At 68.2% G+C, this 17,393-nt stretch carries 19 protein-coding genes; 9 read left to right on the forward strand and 10 right to left on the reverse strand.

Going from position 1 to position 17,393, the window contains the following annotated elements:
- The 4 genes from ON22_RS35730 to rimP form a co-directional block, all read right to left on the reverse strand.
- On the reverse strand, positions 1-835 hold an 835-nt coding region (locus ON22_RS35730), incomplete at its 3' end, for a translation initiation factor IF-2 N-terminal domain-containing protein (RefSeq protein WP_043740280.1).
- Between the two features lie 108 nt (positions 836-943).
- Positions 944-1,165, reverse strand: a complete 222-nt coding sequence (locus ON22_RS38015) for a YlxR family protein (RefSeq protein ID WP_231507916.1) — start codon at positions 1,163-1,165, stop codon at positions 944-946.
- Positions 1,166-1,431: 266 nt separating this feature from the next.
- Positions 1,432-2,460 (reverse strand): transcription termination factor NusA, encoded by a 1,029-nt coding sequence (nusA, locus tag ON22_RS17270; protein WP_033241428.1) that lies wholly within the window; start codon positions 2,458-2,460, stop codon positions 1,432-1,434.
- The gene (gene rimP / locus ON22_RS17275; RefSeq protein ID WP_033241427.1) at positions 2,457-3,080 is read right to left on the reverse strand and encodes a ribosome maturation factor RimP; all 624 of its coding nucleotides are present in this window, start codon (positions 3,078-3,080) and stop codon (positions 2,457-2,459) included. The genes nusA and rimP overlap by 4 nt, the downstream gene beginning before the upstream one ends.
- A 439-nt stretch (positions 3,081-3,519) precedes the next feature.
- Between rimP and ON22_RS17280 the strand changes: the two genes are divergently transcribed.
- From ON22_RS17280 to ON22_RS17290, 3 genes are all read left to right on the forward strand, one after another.
- Positions 3,520-4,086 (forward strand): hypothetical protein, encoded by a 567-nt coding sequence (locus ON22_RS17280; protein WP_231507915.1) that lies wholly within the window; start codon positions 3,520-3,522, stop codon positions 4,084-4,086.
- Positions 4,083-4,517 (forward strand): ferritin-like domain-containing protein, encoded by a 435-nt coding sequence (locus tag ON22_RS17285; RefSeq protein WP_033241426.1) that lies wholly within the window; start codon positions 4,083-4,085, stop codon positions 4,515-4,517. The genes ON22_RS17280 and ON22_RS17285 overlap by 4 nt, the downstream gene beginning before the upstream one ends.
- A 643-nt stretch (positions 4,518-5,160) precedes the next feature.
- Entirely contained in the window at positions 5,161-5,367 is a 207-nt protein-coding gene (locus ON22_RS17290; protein ID WP_033241425.1) for a hypothetical protein, read from the forward strand.
- 246 nt (positions 5,368-5,613) lie between these two features.
- On the opposite strand, the gene ON22_RS17295 is transcribed toward ON22_RS17290, so the two are convergent.
- The 3 genes from ON22_RS17295 to ON22_RS17305 form a co-directional block, all read right to left on the reverse strand.
- Positions 5,614-7,506, reverse strand: coding sequence for a hypothetical protein (locus ON22_RS17295; protein WP_231507914.1), 1,893 nt, complete (start codon positions 7,504-7,506; stop codon positions 5,614-5,616).
- A 51-nt stretch (positions 7,507-7,557) separates the two neighbouring features.
- Complete coding sequence (locus ON22_RS17300) at positions 7,558-7,761, reverse strand: hypothetical protein (protein ID WP_033241424.1); 204 nt, start codon at positions 7,759-7,761, stop codon at positions 7,558-7,560.
- Positions 7,762-7,869: 108 nt separating this feature from the next.
- Complete coding sequence (locus tag ON22_RS17305; RefSeq protein ID WP_033241423.1) at positions 7,870-8,946, reverse strand: NAD(P)H-dependent amine dehydrogenase family protein; 1,077 nt, start codon at positions 8,944-8,946, stop codon at positions 7,870-7,872.
- Between the two features lie 123 nt (positions 8,947-9,069).
- Here ON22_RS17305 and ON22_RS17310 point away from each other — a divergent pair, with 123 nt between their 5' ends.
- Positions 9,070-9,804 (forward strand): glucose 1-dehydrogenase, encoded by a 735-nt coding sequence (locus ON22_RS17310; protein WP_033241422.1) that lies wholly within the window; start codon positions 9,070-9,072, stop codon positions 9,802-9,804.
- Between the two features lie 288 nt (positions 9,805-10,092).
- On the opposite strand, the gene ON22_RS17315 is transcribed toward ON22_RS17310, so the two are convergent.
- Positions 10,093-10,725, reverse strand: a complete 633-nt coding sequence (locus tag ON22_RS17315; protein ID WP_033241421.1) for a TetR/AcrR family transcriptional regulator — start codon at positions 10,723-10,725, stop codon at positions 10,093-10,095.
- Between the two features lie 126 nt (positions 10,726-10,851).
- Between ON22_RS17315 and ON22_RS17320 the strand changes: the two genes are divergently transcribed.
- On the forward strand, positions 10,852-11,694 hold the full coding sequence (locus ON22_RS17320) for an SDR family NAD(P)-dependent oxidoreductase (RefSeq protein WP_033241420.1): 843 nt from the start codon (positions 10,852-10,854) through the stop codon (positions 11,692-11,694).
- On the opposite strand, the gene ON22_RS36735 is transcribed toward ON22_RS17320, so the two are convergent.
- Positions 11,649-11,873: a hypothetical protein gene (locus tag ON22_RS36735; RefSeq protein ID WP_156052189.1), complete on the reverse strand. Its 225-nt coding sequence runs from the start codon at positions 11,871-11,873 to the stop codon at positions 11,649-11,651. The genes ON22_RS17320 and ON22_RS36735 overlap by 46 nt on opposite strands.
- Before the next feature lie 83 nt (positions 11,874-11,956).
- Here ON22_RS36735 and ON22_RS17325 point away from each other — a divergent pair, with 83 nt between their 5' ends.
- Positions 11,957-12,547, forward strand: a complete 591-nt coding sequence (locus tag ON22_RS17325; RefSeq protein WP_033241419.1) for a TetR/AcrR family transcriptional regulator — start codon at positions 11,957-11,959, stop codon at positions 12,545-12,547.
- 275 nt (positions 12,548-12,822) lie between these two features.
- On the opposite strand, the gene ON22_RS17330 is transcribed toward ON22_RS17325, so the two are convergent.
- Complete coding sequence (locus ON22_RS17330) at positions 12,823-14,580, reverse strand: proline--tRNA ligase (protein ID WP_033241418.1); 1,758 nt, start codon at positions 14,578-14,580, stop codon at positions 12,823-12,825.
- A gap of 355 nt (positions 14,581-14,935) precedes the next feature.
- On the opposite strand from ON22_RS17330, the gene ehuB reads away from it, so the two are divergent.
- The 3 genes from ehuB to ehuD all read left to right on the forward strand — a co-directional run bounded on the left by ehuB (position 14,936) and on the right by ehuD (position 17,358).
- The gene (gene ehuB / locus ON22_RS17335; RefSeq protein ID WP_033242219.1) at positions 14,936-15,820 is read left to right on the forward strand and encodes an ectoine/hydroxyectoine ABC transporter substrate-binding protein EhuB; all 885 of its coding nucleotides are present in this window, start codon (positions 14,936-14,938) and stop codon (positions 15,818-15,820) included.
- 73 nt (positions 15,821-15,893) lie between these two features.
- Positions 15,894-16,646, forward strand: coding sequence for an ectoine/hydroxyectoine ABC transporter permease subunit EhuC (gene ehuC, locus ON22_RS17340; protein ID WP_051157737.1), 753 nt, complete (start codon positions 15,894-15,896; stop codon positions 16,644-16,646).
- 64 nt (positions 16,647-16,710) lie between these two features.
- On the forward strand, positions 16,711-17,358 hold the full coding sequence (ehuD, locus tag ON22_RS17345) for an ectoine/hydroxyectoine ABC transporter permease subunit EhuD (protein WP_033241417.1): 648 nt from the start codon (positions 16,711-16,713) through the stop codon (positions 17,356-17,358).
- Positions 17,359-17,393: the final 35 nt, after the last annotated feature.

Here is a 17,393-nt window from a genome sequence, read left to right on the forward strand (position 1 = left end):
GCATGGCGCCGGGAGTCGGGCGGGGCGGCATGGAGGCCGGGCTCGGCCGCGGACCGCCGGGACGCGGACCGCCCTGAGCAGCCGCGGGCCGCTGGCCGCCGGGGCCGGGGCGCGGAGCGTTCTGACCGGGACGGGGACCGCCCTGGCCCGGACGCGGGCCGCCCTGGGCGGGACCCGGACGCGGGCCACCCTGGCCCGGAGTCGGACGGGGGCCCGGCTGCGGACGCGGTGTCGGACGCTCACGTTCGGGCGCCGAAGAGTACGGGTTGTTGCCGACCCGAGGCGGTTTCGGACCGGGTTTCGGGCCGGGCCGGGCCGGAGCCTGGCCGGGCGCGGCCGGACGCTGCTGCTGGGCACCCGGGCGCGCGGCAGGGGTAGCCGGTTTGGCCGCCGGAGCCTGCGCCGCTTCCCGGCTGGGTGCCGGTGCGGGACCCGGCTTCACCGCCGGGCCGGGCCGCGGAGCAGCGGCCGGCTTCGGCCCGCTGTCGGCGGCCGGGGCCGGTGCGGTCTCGGCGGCCGGGGCGGATTCGGCGGGACCCTGTTGCCCCGTGGGGGCCGGGGTGCGCGGACCGGGCCGCGGACCGGGAGCCGCGGGTTTGGCGCCGGTTGCAGGACCGGGACGGGCCGGCGACGGTTTGGACCCGTTCGACCTGTCGGATTTCGCCGGCGCGGATTTCGCCGCGAATGATTCGCGCAGCCGGCGCGCGACGGGTGCCTCCACCGTCGACGATGCCGACTTCACGAACTCGCCTTGCTCCTTGAGCTTCGCGAGTAGTTCTTTACTCGTGACACCGAGTTCTTTTGCCAACTCGTGCACGCGGGCCTTGCCTGCCACTGCTCTCCTCACTGAGAGGTCGAGCAGCGCCGCCCGCCTGCTGGCGGGGCCCCGCACGACCTCGGGTTAACTCCGATGGACGTTCATCGTTGGTACTTCACGGTGTGCTCATGAGTGCTCGTGCCTGTTCTCGAGGTGTTGCTCCAGGGCTGAGATATCCAGATTTCCGGACACTCGTAGTGCTCTGCCGATCGCTCGGCGCCGGACCGCGGTGCGCAGACAAGACGAAAAGGGGTGCAGCCAGGCACCCCGTCCGGGAAGTCTGCGCTGCGGGTCGGGAACGATCACGACGGCCTCTGCACCGTTGCCGGTGCCGAGCCCACGCGCCACGATCCGCAGCAGTCCGGCAGCCGGTTCGCGTTTCCGGCATCCGACACACGTACGTACCGGATATTCCGGGCGCCGAGGCGCCGCGGATTCACCACGTTCGTGGGCGGGAACCGAAGACTCGGACCGAACCTGACACCACTCTACCGCTGACCGGTCGGCACTCTCCAACCCCGCCCCCGGCGAGGGCGCCGCGGGCAGGTCGGCACGGCTCGAGCGCCGGTCCGGTGAACCGGCGGACGAAGGGCGCGCCGGGCGCGGGATAGCGGTCAACGGCGCTGAGCCTCCGTCCGCACCGAACCACCGGAATCCGGTGCGGCATCACTGCGGATATCGATACGCCACCCGGTGAGCCGGGCGGCGAGCCGCGCGTTCTGGCCTTCCTTGCCGATGGCCAGCGACAGCTGGAAATCGGGCACGATCACCCGCGCTGCGCGGGCATCGGGATCGACAACTGTGACCGAAACCACCTTCGACGGCGACAGCGCGTTGCCCACGAAGGTCGCCGGATCGTCGGCGTAGTCGATGATGTCGATCTTCTCGCCGGCCAGTTCGCTCATCACATTGCGCACCCGCTGCCCCATCGGGCCGATACAGGCGCCCTTGGCGTTGACACCGGACACCGTGGACCGGACCGCGATCTTGGACCGGTGCCCGGCCTCGCGGGCGACCGCCACGATCTCCACGGACCCGTCCGCGATCTCGGGCACTTCGAGCGCGAACAGGCGCCGCACCAGATTGGGGTGGGTCCGCGAGAGGGTGATCTGCGGACCGCGGGGCCCGCGGGACACGCCGACCACATAGCACTTGATCCGGTCGCCGTGCTCGTAGGTCTCCCCCGGCACCTGCTCCGCCGACGGGATCAGCCCCTCGGTGCCGTGCAGTTCGCTGCCGATCCGGACCACCACGGTGCCGCGGGCATTGGCACGCGCATCGCGCTGCACCACACCGCCGACGATATCGCCCTCGTGGGTGGAGAATTCGCCGAAGGATTTCTCGTTCTCCGCATCGCGTAACCGCTGCAGTACGACCTGGCGGGCGGTGGTGGCGGCGATCCGGCCGAAACCTTCGGGGGTGTCGTCCCATTCGGAGATCACCTGCCCGTCGGCGTCGAGTTCGGTGGCCAGCACCCGGACCAGACCGGTGCGCTGATCGATTTCGACCCGAGCGTTGGGCTGATGGCCCTCGGTGTGCTTATAGGCGGTCAGCAACGCGGATTCGATCGCGGAGATCACGGTTTCGATCGAGATCCCCTTATCCGCGACGATAGCGCGCAGGGCTTCGATTTCGATATTCATTCCATGGTCCCTTCGGTCGAATCGGACGCGTCGACGGTGGTGGCGGTGTGCTCCGCGGCGTCCGCTCCCGCGGGTGGACGACCGGAGGCGACACCTCCGGTGAGTTCCAGTTCACGTGCGCTGGGCGGGGCGAACTCGACCTCCACCACAGCGTGTTCGATATCCCCCAGTCCGACGGTGACCAGGCGCGGCGCGCGTTTACCCCCCAGCACCAGCGCGATGCGGTCACTCTCGAGGGCACCGGCTCTGGCCTCGAACGTCGTCGGCAGGCCCGGCTCCGGTGGTGTCACCCCGGGACGCAGCCGGATCCGGACCTTGCGCCCTCGCGCCCGGCGCCAGTGCCGGTCGGCGGTGAGCGGGCGGTCCACGCCCGGCGTGGTCACCTCGAGCAGGTACCGGACGGCACCGAATTCGTCGTCCGCTTCGTCCAGCCGCGCCGAAACCTCGGAGCTGAGTTCGGCGATGCTGTCCAGGTCTGCGGTTTCGTCGCTGTCCACGATCACCCGCACCCGGGTCTGTCCCGCCGCGGTGGAAACCTCGACTCCCTCGAGATCGAATCCTCGACCGGCGACGAGTCCGGCTACGAGCCGGCTCACCCCTTCCTCGGTCGGCATCGGCATATGGGCAGCTCCTGGTTCAGTTGTTACGCGGACGGAAAGTTCTGTGCCGGTGACCTAGCGTAACGCGCCACGAGAAGGTAAAGGACCAGCGGTCGGCGGTAAGTCCGCCGCCGGACACCTACCCGCGGCTCACACACATACGCGGCACAGGCACGACCGCAGCCGGCGAGCAGCGCCTTGCCGCAACCGCACGACCGGCACGAAGGCGAAGATCTACGTGCCCCGCGCGGGCCCTGATCGACCGGCACGACTTCCAACGCGCCGGGCCCACGGTGGTTCGAGACGGCGGCCGTCAGCGATCACTGCGGGGCGACTCATTCACCCCAGCGCACAACGACTCGGGCTCGTACCGCCGGCGTCCGGCGAGCGCCGGAGCACGACCGGAACGCGGCGGATGAGCCCATTCGGAGGCCGGGCGCGAATCTGGCACGATGGTCCGGTGACCGAGCGTGTGACCGACCGGCCCGCGGCCGGGTTTCCTCGCGGACCTGCGAATACCGGGGACTTCAGCGCATCCCGCCGTTTCAGTCGCCGGGCCGCACTGCGAGTGGCCGGTGGTGGCACGGCCGGCCTGCTGATGGTGCCCGCGCTCGTTTCGTGCGCCGAGGACCCGATCACCGAGCCGGATGTACTGGCCGCCCAGGAGTTCTCGGCCCGTACCGATGCGACCGCCGCGACCGCCGCCATCGCCATCGACCCCGCCCGTACGGCGGCGCTGACCACCATCGCGAATGAACGCACCGCCCACGCCGATGCCCTGCGCACCGAGATCGACCGCGCAATCGGTGTGTACGGCGACGGCACCACACCGGCTGTACAGACCCCGTCTCCGACAACCACGCCGGCGCCCTCCACCCCGCCGAGTATCGATGCGCTGCGCGACCAGCTCGGTGCCTCCCAGCGCGCGGCCGCCGACCTGGCGGTCACCCAGTCCGGGTACCGCGCGGGGCCCCTGGCCTCGATCAGCGCCGCGTGCGCTGTACAGGTGGGGGTTCTGCTGGGATGAGCGGTACCGAACAGCAGGCGCTGGCCGATGCGCTCGGCGCCGAGTACGCCGCGGTCTACGCCTACGGGATGATCGCCTCCCACGCGGGCGCCGATCAGCAACGGACGGTCGCGCAATACACCGCCGCGCACCGCGCCCGCAGGGACGCGACTGTCGATATCCTGTCGGATCGACAGGGCACTGTGCCCGCGCCCGAGGCGGCGTACACGATGCCGCTCGCGGTAACCGATCCGGATACCGCGGCGCAGCTGGCGGTCGTCGTCGAAACCGATACCGCGGTGGCCTGGCGGGCGGTCGTGGAGCAGGCGGGAACCGAGATCACTCGCCGGATCGCGATCGAGGCGCTCACCGAGAGCGCCGGCCGGCTCGCGGTCTGGCAATCCGTCCGCGGCGCGGATCCGGCCACCACCGCTTTTCCGGGCCGACCCTGAGCTACCGGTGCCCGGGCCCGTACCAGGCGGCCCCGTCCGGTCGGTCCGCCCCGCCCGACGGGTGCCCCTCCGGCTGGGCCCTCGGGAAGACGGTTCCGCCACCACGACCCCGTGACCAGGGCGGATTACCCCGCGATGGCCTTTCCTGCGGCGTCGGCAGACTCGGGAGACCGCCGGGCATGCCTGGCATATGAGGCATCGCGGGGTGGGTCCCGGAGTTCCATGGGGTGGTCCCGGTCACCTCGTTCCGGCTCGGCTCGGGACTGCTGCCGGAGTGGCCGGAGGTCCACGGCGTCTGGCTCGGCGTGCCGGAAGGCGGGGCCTCGCCGAGGGCAGGCGGCGGGACATCGCGGTGCGGCACCGGATCCGCCGCGGCAGCTTCGACAGGTGCTTCCTGCTCCGGCACAGGCTGCGTGTCCGCCGTCCCGGCCGGCGTTCTTCCGGCCGGTTCGGACCCCGGGCCAACAGCCGGGCCGGGCTCGAGCGTCCTGGTATCCCTGTCTTGTCTACCGCCGTCCCCCTCCGGTGCCTGCCGAACATCCGGAGGCCCGGCCTGCGATGTGCCGGACAAAGTGTCCGGACCGGCCGGTCTCGGCGGCAGGGGCGGATCGTCTCCGGCCGGCAGCCGATCCGGTGGAATCCGTTGTGGATTCAAGGAAGCGTCCGGCACCGGGCCGATATCGGCGCCACCGGTGAGATGCCCGAGGGCATCGGGGAACTGACCGGCACCGTCGGCATCGGCCTGAACCAAGAGCGCGATCGACTCCGCACCACCGGCTGCGGTACGGACATCCCGGCGCACCACCTCACCTGCGGATTCGCCCACCGCGCCGAGCCGGCTGGCCAGTAGGCCGGTGACCGAATCGACGGTTGCGCCCTCTGGACCACGACCGCCGTCCTCGGTCATCGGTTCCCCTTCGGCGTTCGTCCCGGTCCAGCGTTCCGGCAGGTCGACGCACACCGATCCGCGTGCGTCGACGATCGCAGGCCGGACGGTGGCACCGTCCGGCCCGCCGGGGGTTCCCGGACGCCATCCACCACCGTGACATGCCATCCCCCCGCGCGGACCGCCCGGGTATTGCCGCAGCTGGGAATATCACGTATAGGACGCGACCCCCACTGGTCCGGTACCGAGGCACAACGCCGAGCCCGGGGTCCGGCTCTGCACCAGCAGCGCCGCCCCTTGACCGACGATGCGCGCGTAGACGGTGTGCATTCCGGCCCGCACCGGGACTTCGACCTTCTTTCCGGCTTCGAAACCCACCGTGATCGTTGCGTCGCGGTCGGCGAAGTAGTTGAGCTGGGCGGTCCATTCGTGGGCGATCATGGGGCCGTCCAGCGGCACCCGGACGGGCAGACGATCGTCGATGCGGTAACCGCACCCGGGCACCGGACCGGGTACGACACCACGGTTCCACCAGACTCGCGCGTCGGCGAACTCGCCGGTATCGGTGATCATGCGCAGGTGTTCGGTGGCGTCGGCGAAGGCACCCGGTGGGGCGATCGGCGACAGCACGCGGCTCGCCTCGTTCTGCGGATAGGCGGTCGGGTTCAGCACATTCCATGGGACCTCCTGCTCCAGCAGCGGTATCCCGTCCCACTCGGCGAACTCCTGTTTCGCGGTCGTCACATAGCTTTCCGTCGACCCCTCCGACCAGCTCCGAGTGAACGTGTACGTCGACCACAGGCTGCTCGCCGCGAACACGACGACCACCGCCGTCGCGGGGATCGGCCCACGCCACCGGGCTCGGCTCCTGTCACGGTTCGGCCCGGCGGTCCGTTGCCGACGCCGGGTGAAGGCGCGCAGCAGCAGCGCGCCGGCGATCGTGAGCACCACCGCGGCGTCGGCCAGGTAGCGCAGCGACATCATGAGTTCGTCGACGGTATTGGGGCCGGCCCGCATCAGCGCCACCGGTATCTGTACCGCCGGGAGGTACACCACCGCCGCCACCCAGACGGGCCAGGCCAGGGGACGGGCCCGGATCGTCGCGATGACCGCCACCGCCAGTAGACCCACCGCCACCCAGGCAGCCCAATCGGGCGCCACCGCCCAGGGCGCAGACGGTATCCAGCGTTCCCAGCCCCACGGCCCGCCGAGCAGAGCGGTCACCACCCCCGCCCATGCGGCCCGGGGCAGCATCTGGGCCATATCGGCGGATCCGGCGTCACCGGCCGACAACCCCACCACCGCGAAGTACACGAGACCCCAGGCCAGCAGGACTGTCGCGGCACCGGCCCACAGGGCCCGGCCGCGGCGCAGGACCGCACCGAAGGCGAACCCCCGGCCGTCGACATATCGGCGCAGGACCACCACCGCGAAGGCGACGAACGGGACCACGACCGCTTTCTCGAAGAACAACAGCGCTACGGCCGCCACCACCACCCCGGATATCGCGTACCGGCGCCGCCCCGTGCGATCCAGCAGGACCGCGTCCGCGGCGCCCCAGGCGAGCGCGAACTGCAACGGCAGGGCGTTGAGCGCGGCCGACCACCAGGCGAACGCGGGCAGGGTGAGCGGGCCGAACAGATAGAAGGCCAGCGGGATCAGCAGCGCCGGCCGCCGGCCGAGCAATACCAGCAGCAGCCGCAGTACCGCGCCCGCGGCAGCCACCTGCAGCAGCAGCGATACCGCGGCGGCGGCCGTCCAGTTCAGTGGCGCCGAGGCGGTGACCAGCCAGGAAACGGCGAAGGCCAGTGGCATGAAATGGCCGTCGTGGTCGTGCAGCAGCAGTTCGGCCGACCACAGCGAATAGCTGCCGGCCCGGCCGGTGAGGATGAGATCGTCCCAGTAGAAGTAGCTGTGTGCGAGGACCGCGCCACGGACGATGAGCTGAAACGCAATCAGGCAGAATGCCGCAGCGAGCACCATGTTCCCGGGCGACGATATCCACCGCCGCATATCCGCCCGTATCCGGCCGAATCGCACGGATACCGGAGAGGTATCCGGAGCAGGGGGTCGCTGCGGTACGACGGCCGGAGCGCTTCCCATGGCCCCCCACCCTACAAGCGGACCGGCCCGCGGGCGGGCCGGTCCACCGGGTTACCTGTCGTTGCCGACGTCCTCGGCGGTTTCCACCCCGAGTTCTTCCACATCGATATCGTATTCGCTCAGGTCGACGGCATCGGTACGTTCGTCCCCGATATCGAGCAACTGTGCGACGGCGTCGGAATCACCGTGCGCGGCGCGCTCCCGCAGTTCGGACAGGTTCGGCTCACGTGGGCCGGACCGGTCGGGCTCATACATTCAGCGCAACCTTCCTGGTGTCGGCGACGAGCCACCGGCTCGCCCCAGGTATCCGAGCTTAGGCGCGACGGTGGATCGCCGCCGAATCCGCCGGCCGGGCGTACCGCGTCAGGCGGGCGGGGTGAGACCGGGTCCGGTGTACATCGGCAGGTCACCGGTGGTCCGGATGCCCGGCTCGGCCGCCACGACGGCAGGTATGGCGTTGACCACCCGACCCACTCCGGCCAGGATCGCGGCGTAGTTGTGATCGCCCCGGCGGCTCGACGGACTGATGTCGACGGCATAGGAGGGCTCGCCGGTGATCTCCACCCGGTACGAACCCCCTGCTTGCGCGGGGCGCGCCCAGTCGGGTCGCAGATCGTCGCGCAGGCGGGTGATGTGTTCGACGACGATGGCCGGATGCCCGGCAACCCAGCCGGTGATCTCGAACCGCAGCGCCGCCTGACTCCCCTCGGGCACCTCCCCCACGGCGATCCGGAAGTTCTCGGGTGCAGGTTCACGTTCATAGGTTTCGGTGATCTCGTCGATGCGGACGCCGAGCCCGGCGGCCAGGGCCCGCATCCCCGCACCCCAGGCGATACCGAGGACGCCGGGTTGCAGCAGCATGGGGGTTTCGTCGAGCGGTTTGCCGAATCCCATCACATCGAACATGACGGTGGACCCGTCGTAGGTGGCGTAGTCCGCGATCTCCAGGCAGCGCACCTGTTCCACCCGCTGACAGGTGGAGGCCAGCGCGAAGGGCACCAGATCGTTGACGAAACCAGGGTCGACGCCGTTGACGAAGACGCTGGCGCCTCCGGCGGTGGCCGCCGACTCGACGGCCGCGAACAGTTTGTCCGGCAGTGTTCCCCACGGATACATGAGCAGGCCCGGTGCCGTCCCGACCACGTTCACACCGGCCGACAGGATCCGCGCGATATCGCCCATCGCCTCCACCAGCCGGGTATCACCCATCGCGCAGTACACCGCGCAGTCCGGGCGGGTCGCCAGCAAGTCGCCGATATCGCCGACAGCCGTGATGCCGGTGACGACGTCCAGACCGGCCAGTTCTCCGGCATCCCTGCCGATTTTCTCCGGAGTCGACACACCCACACCGACGAGTTCGAACCGCGGGTCGGTAATGAGTTGGGTCAGGGCGATCCGGCCGGCATTACCGGTACCGACGAGGACGACGCGAAGGGCCATGGATTCTCCTACCTACGAGCGGCGAGACGGCGAAAATACGGTTCCACCGCGGTATTCCAGCCCTGGGCACATTACCGGAACAGTGTCTGGAATGGGTTCCAGTTTCATGGTAGCGTCACCGCCATGGGACGTGTAGACGGCAAAGTCGCCCTGATCAGCGGGGGCGCACGGGGTATGGGCGCCGCTCATGCGAAGCTACTGGTGGCCGAGGGCGCGCAGGTGGTCATCGGCGATGTTCTGCACGAGGAGGGCAAGGCCCTGGCCGACGAGATCGGCCCCGCCGCCCGCTACGTCCCGCTCGACGTCACCGAACCCGACCAGTGGGATACCGCCGTCGCCACCGCCACCACCGAATTCGGCAAGCTGGACGTACTGGTGAACAACGCGGGCATCGTCAACGGCGCACCGCTGCAGAAACTCTCACTGGAGAAGTTCCGCGCCGTCATCGACGTCAACCTGGTCGGCACCTTCCTCGGGATGCGTGCCGCGGTCGAACCGATGATCACCGCCGGTGGCGGCTCGATCATCAACGTCTCCTCCATCGAAGGCCTGCGCGGCGCCCCCTTCGCACATGGCTACGTGGCCTCGAAATGGGGCGTACGCGGCCTCGCCAAATCGGCGGCCCTCGAATTGGCCCCGCACAACATCCGGGTCAACTCGGTACACCCCGGCCTGATCCGCACCCCGATGACCGAGGGCATCCCCGACGATCTGGTCACGATCCCGCTGGGCCGCCCGGCGGAATCGGCCGAGGTCGCCACATTCATTCTGTTCCTGGCCAGCGACGAATCGTCCTACGCCACCGGCAGTGAATTCGTGGTGGACGGCGGACTCGTCACCGGGGTGCCACACAAGTAGCCCGGGACGCCCCTCGGCCTGGGTGAGCATCCCGTCGCTCACCCAGGCCGCACAGCGGTTGGGTGTTCCGCAGGCCTCGCTCAGCCGGCGCTCGAAAGCGGTCGAGCGTTCGATCGGTGTGCCGCCGGCCGACAGGAAAGTTCGGCTCGGACCACGCACATGTGAAGTCCCTCGCTCGCCGAGCACGGCATCCAGCGGCGCCAGGCACTGGTGCACGACCACAGCCAGGACCCGGGCCGACCAGCCGAACCCGAGTGTTGCGATCGACCGTCGACCGCCCGGTGGCACTCAGCGACCGAAAGCCGCAAGGAAGGTCGCCGTCGCCGCTACGGCGACGGCGTCCACTTCTGTTTCGGGCAGTGGTTCGACGCCGAACTGGTACCGCACCGGGAGCGCACCGGTGAGCAAGGCGGCCCACTGTGATGCCGCCAGGTCCGGATCGTCCAGCCGTAGCACGCCGGCCAGCGCGAGCCGGGCGAATCGGTCGGCCAGCGCGCGCAGAACCTGACCGGACACCTCGTCGACGATTTCGGTGAGGTCCGGGAATTGCCCGGCCTCGGCGCACACCAGGCGCCGCAGCGCGCGCGATTCGGGACTGCAATAGCACCGGACCAGATCACCTCCGGCAGCGCGGAGAGTCGCCGCGATATCCGCACCGGGCTCGGCAATCCTGTCGACGACGGCCAGATTCGCCTGCCGCGCCGCTTCCGACAGCGCCCGCACCGCATGCCGGAATACCTGCTCCTTGTCACCGAAGTGGCTGTACACGGTCGCCTTGGCCACTCCGGCCTCGGCAGCGATCTGATCCATCCGGGTTTGGGTGTAGCCGGTGCGCGCGAAAACCGTGAACGCCGCGGCCAGGATCGCCTGCTGTTTGTCGACGCGGCCACGTGGCCGAGCGGGAATTCCGGCTGCTGTCACGAGCAGATTCTAGACCCACGCGGCATGTTTTCCAGACCCACTGGTGCAGCTAGCCATAACCGATCTAGACTCATGAGTCCAGAAACAGAGTCGAGTCGGTAGTGTTTTCTCACCCAGGGAGCCTGTATGAAGACCGTGGTAATCACCGGTGGAACGGATGGAATAGGCCGATCCCTCGCCCTCACCTATCTCGAACGCGGCGACAAGGTGGTGATCATCGGGCGGAGCACGGACAAAGCGCGCACGATCATCGACGCGGCGGCCCGGCTCGAGGCCACCGACCGCATCGAATTCCTCCCCGCCGACCTCGCGCTGGTGACCGAGAACCATCGCGTTCTCCAACGGTTGCGCACCGCTTACCCCGTCGTCGACACCCTCGTCCTCGGCGCCCGCTTCTACCGGTCCACCCGGAGCGTGACACCGGAAGGGTTCGAAGCATCCTTCGCACTGTTCTATCTGAGCCGCCACCTGCTGACCTACGGACTGGCCGAAAGTTTGGGACGGGCGGCGGCTCCGGTAATCCTGGACCTGTCCGGCCCGGGGGGCGATCTCTCCCGAATCCACTGGGATGACCTGCAATTCGCGAAAGCCTACGATCCCGACGCGGTAATGCACCAGTGCGGCAAACTGAGCGATCTACTGGCTGTCGCCTTCACCGACGACCATCCACACAGCACTATCCGCTATCTACTGCTGCACCCCGGACTCACCGCCACCGGCTTCACCGGCGAATACTCCGCCGCCGACCGGACCCTCGTCGACGATATGCGCCGGAGGGGCCAACCGGCCGAAGCCGCGGTCGCCCGCATCATGCGCCATCTGGACAACCCACCGAAGGTGCCGCTGTCGGCGTACATGCAGGACAACGCCGTCGACACCGAGGGGGCGGCGTTCGACCTCGGGGCGGCCCGGCGACTGCGGGATCACACCCGGGAACTACTCACCACGGCCGGACCCACGAACAACTGAGTGAACACGGGGGCTACCGGCCCATCCGGCGCCGCCCGTTCGGCGCCGGATTGCCGCGACGCAGGGCAGCGCGACTTCTCGGTGCGCTGCGGTACGCCGTGCCGGATGCCGTTGGCGAGATGAATCCCGAGGGCGAAATCCCGGAACGCACGTGTCACCGTCTGCACTGCTCGTCTCATAACTACCTCCACTACACAGGTCTGTGAAGTTGCTGCTACCGATAGACTAGGTTCACAGACCTGTGAATGCAAGGGATCCGGATATGTCCACACCCGCGCACAACGCGAATACGACCCTGACACCGGCGGCGCAACGGATACTCGATACGGCCGCCGAACTCTTCTACACACGCGGTATCCACGCGGTCGGGGTCGACACCATCGCCGCCGAATCAGGCGTCACCAAACGAACCCTCTACGACCGCTTCGGCTCGAAGGACGGCCTGCTGGTCACCTACCTCGAACAGCGCGACCGCCGCTGGCGCACCTTGATCGAGACCCGCCTCGCCGACCGCACCGACCCCGTCGAACGCATCCTGACACCGTTCGACGTCATGCCCGAATGGCTCCCCGACAACAGCCGGGGCTGCAGTTTCATCAATGCCTTCGCCGAACTTCCCGAACCCGACCATCCGGGCCGGCAGGTGATCGTCGCCGAGAAGACATGGCTGTACGAACTGTTCGATCAGCTACTCGCCGAAGCCGGGGCCGCCGACCACGAAACCGTCGCGGTGCAGCTACTGAGCCTGCACGAGGGCGCAATCATCAGCTATTCCATCACCGAGCGGCGCGATGCCGCCGCGGCCGTGCGCACAGCCGCGGTGCAGTTGATACGCGCCGCAACCACCCGGTGAGACGTATCGAATTCGACGGCGCGAGCACCACCGGACGTTCCCGGCAATACGAGGTCCGGACGGCAGGACGAAACAGAGGTCGCCTCCGGTCGGAGTCACCCCCGGCCGGAGTTGGTGGGCAGTAGTATCGCCCACCCCGACCACCCCTGACACAGGGAGAAGACAGGCTCCCATCACACTGGGCGGGACCACACACGACGGCCCTACCCATGGCGAGGCGAGCGGACAGGTGAATTCCTGCCACCCCGCAACGAACGCCCCGGCGCGATCCGGGGTCAGCTCCGAATGCGCTCCAGTACCGCCGACACCGCGGAATCCGCCGGGATATCGAGGGTTTCACCGGTGAACCGGTCGCGCAGTTCGACCTTGCCTTCGGCCCAGCCTCGGCCGATCACCAGGACATAGGGCATACCGAGCAGTTCGGCGTCCTTGAACTTCACACCGGGTGAAGCGGTGCGATCGTCGAAGAGAACGTCCACCCCCTGGGTGTTCAGTTCGGCCACAACCTGTTCGGCGCCCGCACGGGCGGCATCGTCCTTGTTCGCGATCACCACGTGTACGTCGTAGGGCGCAACCTCGCTCGGCCAGCGCAGCCCCTTGTCGTCGTGCTGCTGTTCGGCGATAACCGCCACCAGCCGGGAGACCCCGACACCGTAGGAGCCCATGACGAGCCGCACCGGTTTGCCGTTCTCGCCGAGGACGTCGACCTCGAAGGCGTCAGTGTATTTGTAGCCGAGCTGGAAGATATGGCCTATCTCGATACCGCGGGCGGCGACCAGGGTGCCGCGGCCGTCGGGTGAGGGGTCGCCGTCGCGTACTTGCGCGGCCTCGATGGTGCCGTCGGGCGTGAAGTCACGACCGGCGACCAGGCCGACCACATGCTTGCCGGGGGCATCCGCACCGGTGATCCAGGACGTTCCGGTGACCACCCGCGGATCGACCAGGTAGCGGATACCGTTGGCCTGCAGCCCCTTCGGGCCGATATACCCCTTGACCAGGAACGGGTTGGCGGCGAAATCGGCGTCGGTGAGCAGTTCCACCTCAGCGGGTTCCACCGAGGCGCCGAGCCGTTTGTCGTCGACCTCACGGTCACCCGGGACACCGATGCCGACGATCTCGGTTTTGCCGTCCGGATGCCGCAGTTTCACCATCACGTTCTTGAGGGTGTCGGCGGCCGTGACCGGCCGGCCGAGGCGCTCACCGATACCGGCCGCGTTGGCCCAGTCGACGAGGGTGGCGATGGTGGGGGTGTCCGGGGTGTCGTGCACGACCGCCTCCGGTTGCCCCTCGAGCGACAGCGGCTCGGGCGCGGGGGTGACCACGGCCTCCACGTTCGCGGCGTAACCCGATTCGCGGCAGACAACGTAGGTGTCCTCGCCGACGGGGCTGTCGGCGAGGAATTCTTCGGACGCGCTTCCGCCCATCGCGCCCGAGGTCGCGGCGACGATCACGTACTCGACCCCGAGGCGTTCGAAGATCCGCTGGTAGGCCTCGCGGTGCGCGTTGTAGCTCGCCTTCAGGCCGGCCTCGTCGAGGTCGAAGGAGTAGGAGTCCTTCATGATGAATTCGCGACCGCGCAAAATGCCGGCGCGGGGACGTTCCTCGTCGCGGTATTTGGCCTGGATCTGGTACAGAGTGACGGGCAGATCCTTGTAGGAGTTGTACTCACCCTTCACGGTGAGCGTGAACAGTTCCTCGTGGGTGGGGCCGAGTAGGTAGTCGGCGCCCTTGCGGTCCTGCAGCCGGAACAGGCTGTCCCCGTATTCGGTCCAGCGGTTGGTGGCCTCATAGGGATCACGCGGCAGCAACGCAGGTAGTGAGATCTCCTGCCCGCCGATAGCGTTCATCTCCTCGCGCACCACCTCCTCGACCTTGTGCAGTACCCGCAGGCCCAGCGGCAGCCACGAGTACACACCCGGCGCGACCCGGCGCACATAGCCGGCGCGCACCAGCAGCTTGTGGCTGGGCACCTCGGCGTCGGCGGGGTTGTCGCGCAACGTACGAAGGAAGAGTCGGGAGAGGCGGGTGATCACGGTTGCTCAGCGTAGACCCTGTCCGATCCCGGCCGACACCCTATTCCCTGCTGCCCGGCCGGGGGGCGCGCCCGGGCGGGTCCGCGCCGGTCGTGACAGGTTTCCGAACCACTCGAACCCGCACGGCAAATAACATTTGAAACACTTTTGAATAACTTTGTGATATACATATTTTGAACTTTTCTTTGCAGCTTCATTGCGGCGCCGAGAGTCGGAACCGGACGCCGCTAGGGTTCGTTCCACCGGGATTTCGGTGAAATGTCCCGCACAAACTGAAAATGGTCGCTGACCTGTATGCCCCGCATATCGATAACCGGAGAGCCTGCGTCAGCGCCCCGTGGAAAGGTCGGCCGTGATGGGAACCAAGAAATCAAGGGCGCGCGCAATCGCACTCGTCGCGGGTGCGGTGCTGACGGCGGCAACGCTGTCGGGGTGCACCAAGACCGAGACGACGGCCGGTGGTGACCTGCTGCAGTCGTTGAAGGACAAGGGCGCTGTCACAGTCGGGTTCGCCGGCGAGGCACCGTATTCGTTCGAGGAGAACGGGCAGCTCACCGGGGCGACGGTGGCCCTGCACCGCGAGATCTTCCGCAATCTCGGAATCGAGACGGTCGAGGGCGTGCAAACCGATTTCGGCGCCCTGATCCCGGGGTTGCAGGCGCAGCGTTTCGATGCGGTGAGCGCGGGGATGTCGATCCTGCCCGAGCGGTGCGAACAGGCCGCGTTCAGTGAGCCCGAGTTCATGTACACCACGGCGTTGATGGTGAAGCAGGGCAATCCGCTCGGACTCACCGATATGCAGTCGGTCAAGGACAAGGGCGCCAAGATGACGGTGATGACGGGCGCCATCGAATCCGATTACGCCACCTCGCTGGGTATCGACGCCACTCAGGTCGGGAGCCCGCAGGACGGTATGGACGCGGTGACCTCGGGCCGCTCGGATGTTTTCGCGCTCACCGCGATCTCGCTGAACTGGCTGGCCGACCACAACCCGGACGCACCGGTGGAGGTCACCGAATCGTTCGTCGCCGAAATCGACGGGAAACCGCAGGTCGGTGCGGGCGGTACGGTCTTCCGTACCGATAACGAGGAGCTGCTCGACGCTTACAACGCGGAGTTGCGCAAGATCACCTCGGACAAGGACAAGTACCTGTCGATCGTCGGCGAATTCGGTTTCACCGAAGCCGAACTGCCCGATCCCGAGCTGACCACCGCCAAGCTGTGCGCGGGCGATATCTGATCGTGCCGGTCGACAACTACACACCGGCACCTCTCCGCTCCGGCCCGCCGGGCCCGGAAGGGAGAGGTGGCCGGTGAACAATCTCGACGCCTTCACCGATGCGCTGCCGCGTATCGGTGAAGGCATACTCATCACCCTCCAACTGACGGTCGGCGGGGCGGCGCTGGCCTTCGTCCTGGCCCTCACGCTGGGAACGACGGCCCGGGCACGCAGCATTCTGGTGCGCGGCCCCGCCCGGATCTCGATCGAGTTCTTCCGCGGCACCTCACTGCTGGTGCAGCTGTTCTGGTTCTACTATGTGCTGCCGCTGCTGGGATATCAGCTCGATCCCGTGTTCTGCGGAATCCTCGCGCTGGGCCTGAATTACGGCGCCTACGGCGCGGAAGTCGTTCGGGGCGCATTGAACTCGGTGCCGAAAGCGCAGGTCGAGGCCTCGGTCGCGCTGGGATTCAGCCCGTGGCTGCGGCTACGCCGGGTATTGTTCCCGCAGGCGTGGGCGCTGATGATCCCGCCGCTGGCCAACCTGCTGGTGCATCTGCTGAAAGGCACTGCGGTCGCCTCCTACATCACCCTGCAGGATCTGACCTTCGAGATCGAGAAACTGCGGGACAGCACCGGCGACACCCTGTTCGCCTACGGTATCGGCCTGCTGATCTACTTCGTGATCGCCTATCTGCTCAGCCTGGGGATGAACCTGCTGGAAGCGCGGGCCAAACACACACTCGGCCGCGGGCCTTCCCTGCGTGATGTGCTGCGCCTTGCGCCCGACACTTCACTGGACTCGGTCTCCGGCACCGCGCCGGCCCGGAAGAAGGTGACGCCGTGATGCGCTACCTCCGCCGGCACTCCGGCCTCCGCGGACTGCCTGTATCCGCCGGGAAGGAGGCGCTATGACCGTCGACTGGAGCTGGGAACGCGCCGCCGACGCACTCCCCGTACTGTGGGACGGGTTCAAGATCACCCTGCTGGCGACGGTGCTCGGGTTCGTGATCGCCGCGGCACTCGGGCTGATGATTGCGATCACCCGGCGTTCACTCCCCCGCTGGATCGCATGGCCGGTGCACGCGCTGAGCGAGTTCATCCGGTTCACCCCGCTGGTGGTGCAGCTGCTGTTCGCCTACACGCTGCTCCCGCAGTTCTCGGCCCTGCAGATCGGGATCGTGGTGCTCGGTATCCATTACGCCGGATATCTGGCGGAGGTGTACCGGGCGGGAATCGAATCGGTTCCGCCGGGCCAGTGGGAGGCGGCGCGGGCGCTGTCGCTGCCACCGGTGCGCACCTGGCGGGCCGTGATCCTGCCGCAGGCCATCCGGGCCAGTGTGCCCGCCCTCGGCACCAACGCGGTGTCGATGTTCAAGGACACCCCGTTCCTGTTCGCCATCACCGTCGTCGAACTGGTGACGGCCGCACAGCAGTTCGGGGCCCGTCACTACGCATATCTCGAGGCGATGACCCTGGCCGGCGTGTTCTTCCTGGTGGCCAGTTACCCGACCTCGGTGCTGATCAGACGACTGGAGAAGCGACTTGCCTACTACTGAACCGGTCTCCGGCACCCCGGCCGGCGGCGCGGCCG

It is taken from the genome of Nocardia carnea NBRC 14403 (genome assembly GCF_000308515.1).
GTDB classification, from domain to species: domain Bacteria; phylum Actinomycetota; class Actinomycetes; order Mycobacteriales; family Mycobacteriaceae; genus Nocardia; species Nocardia carnea.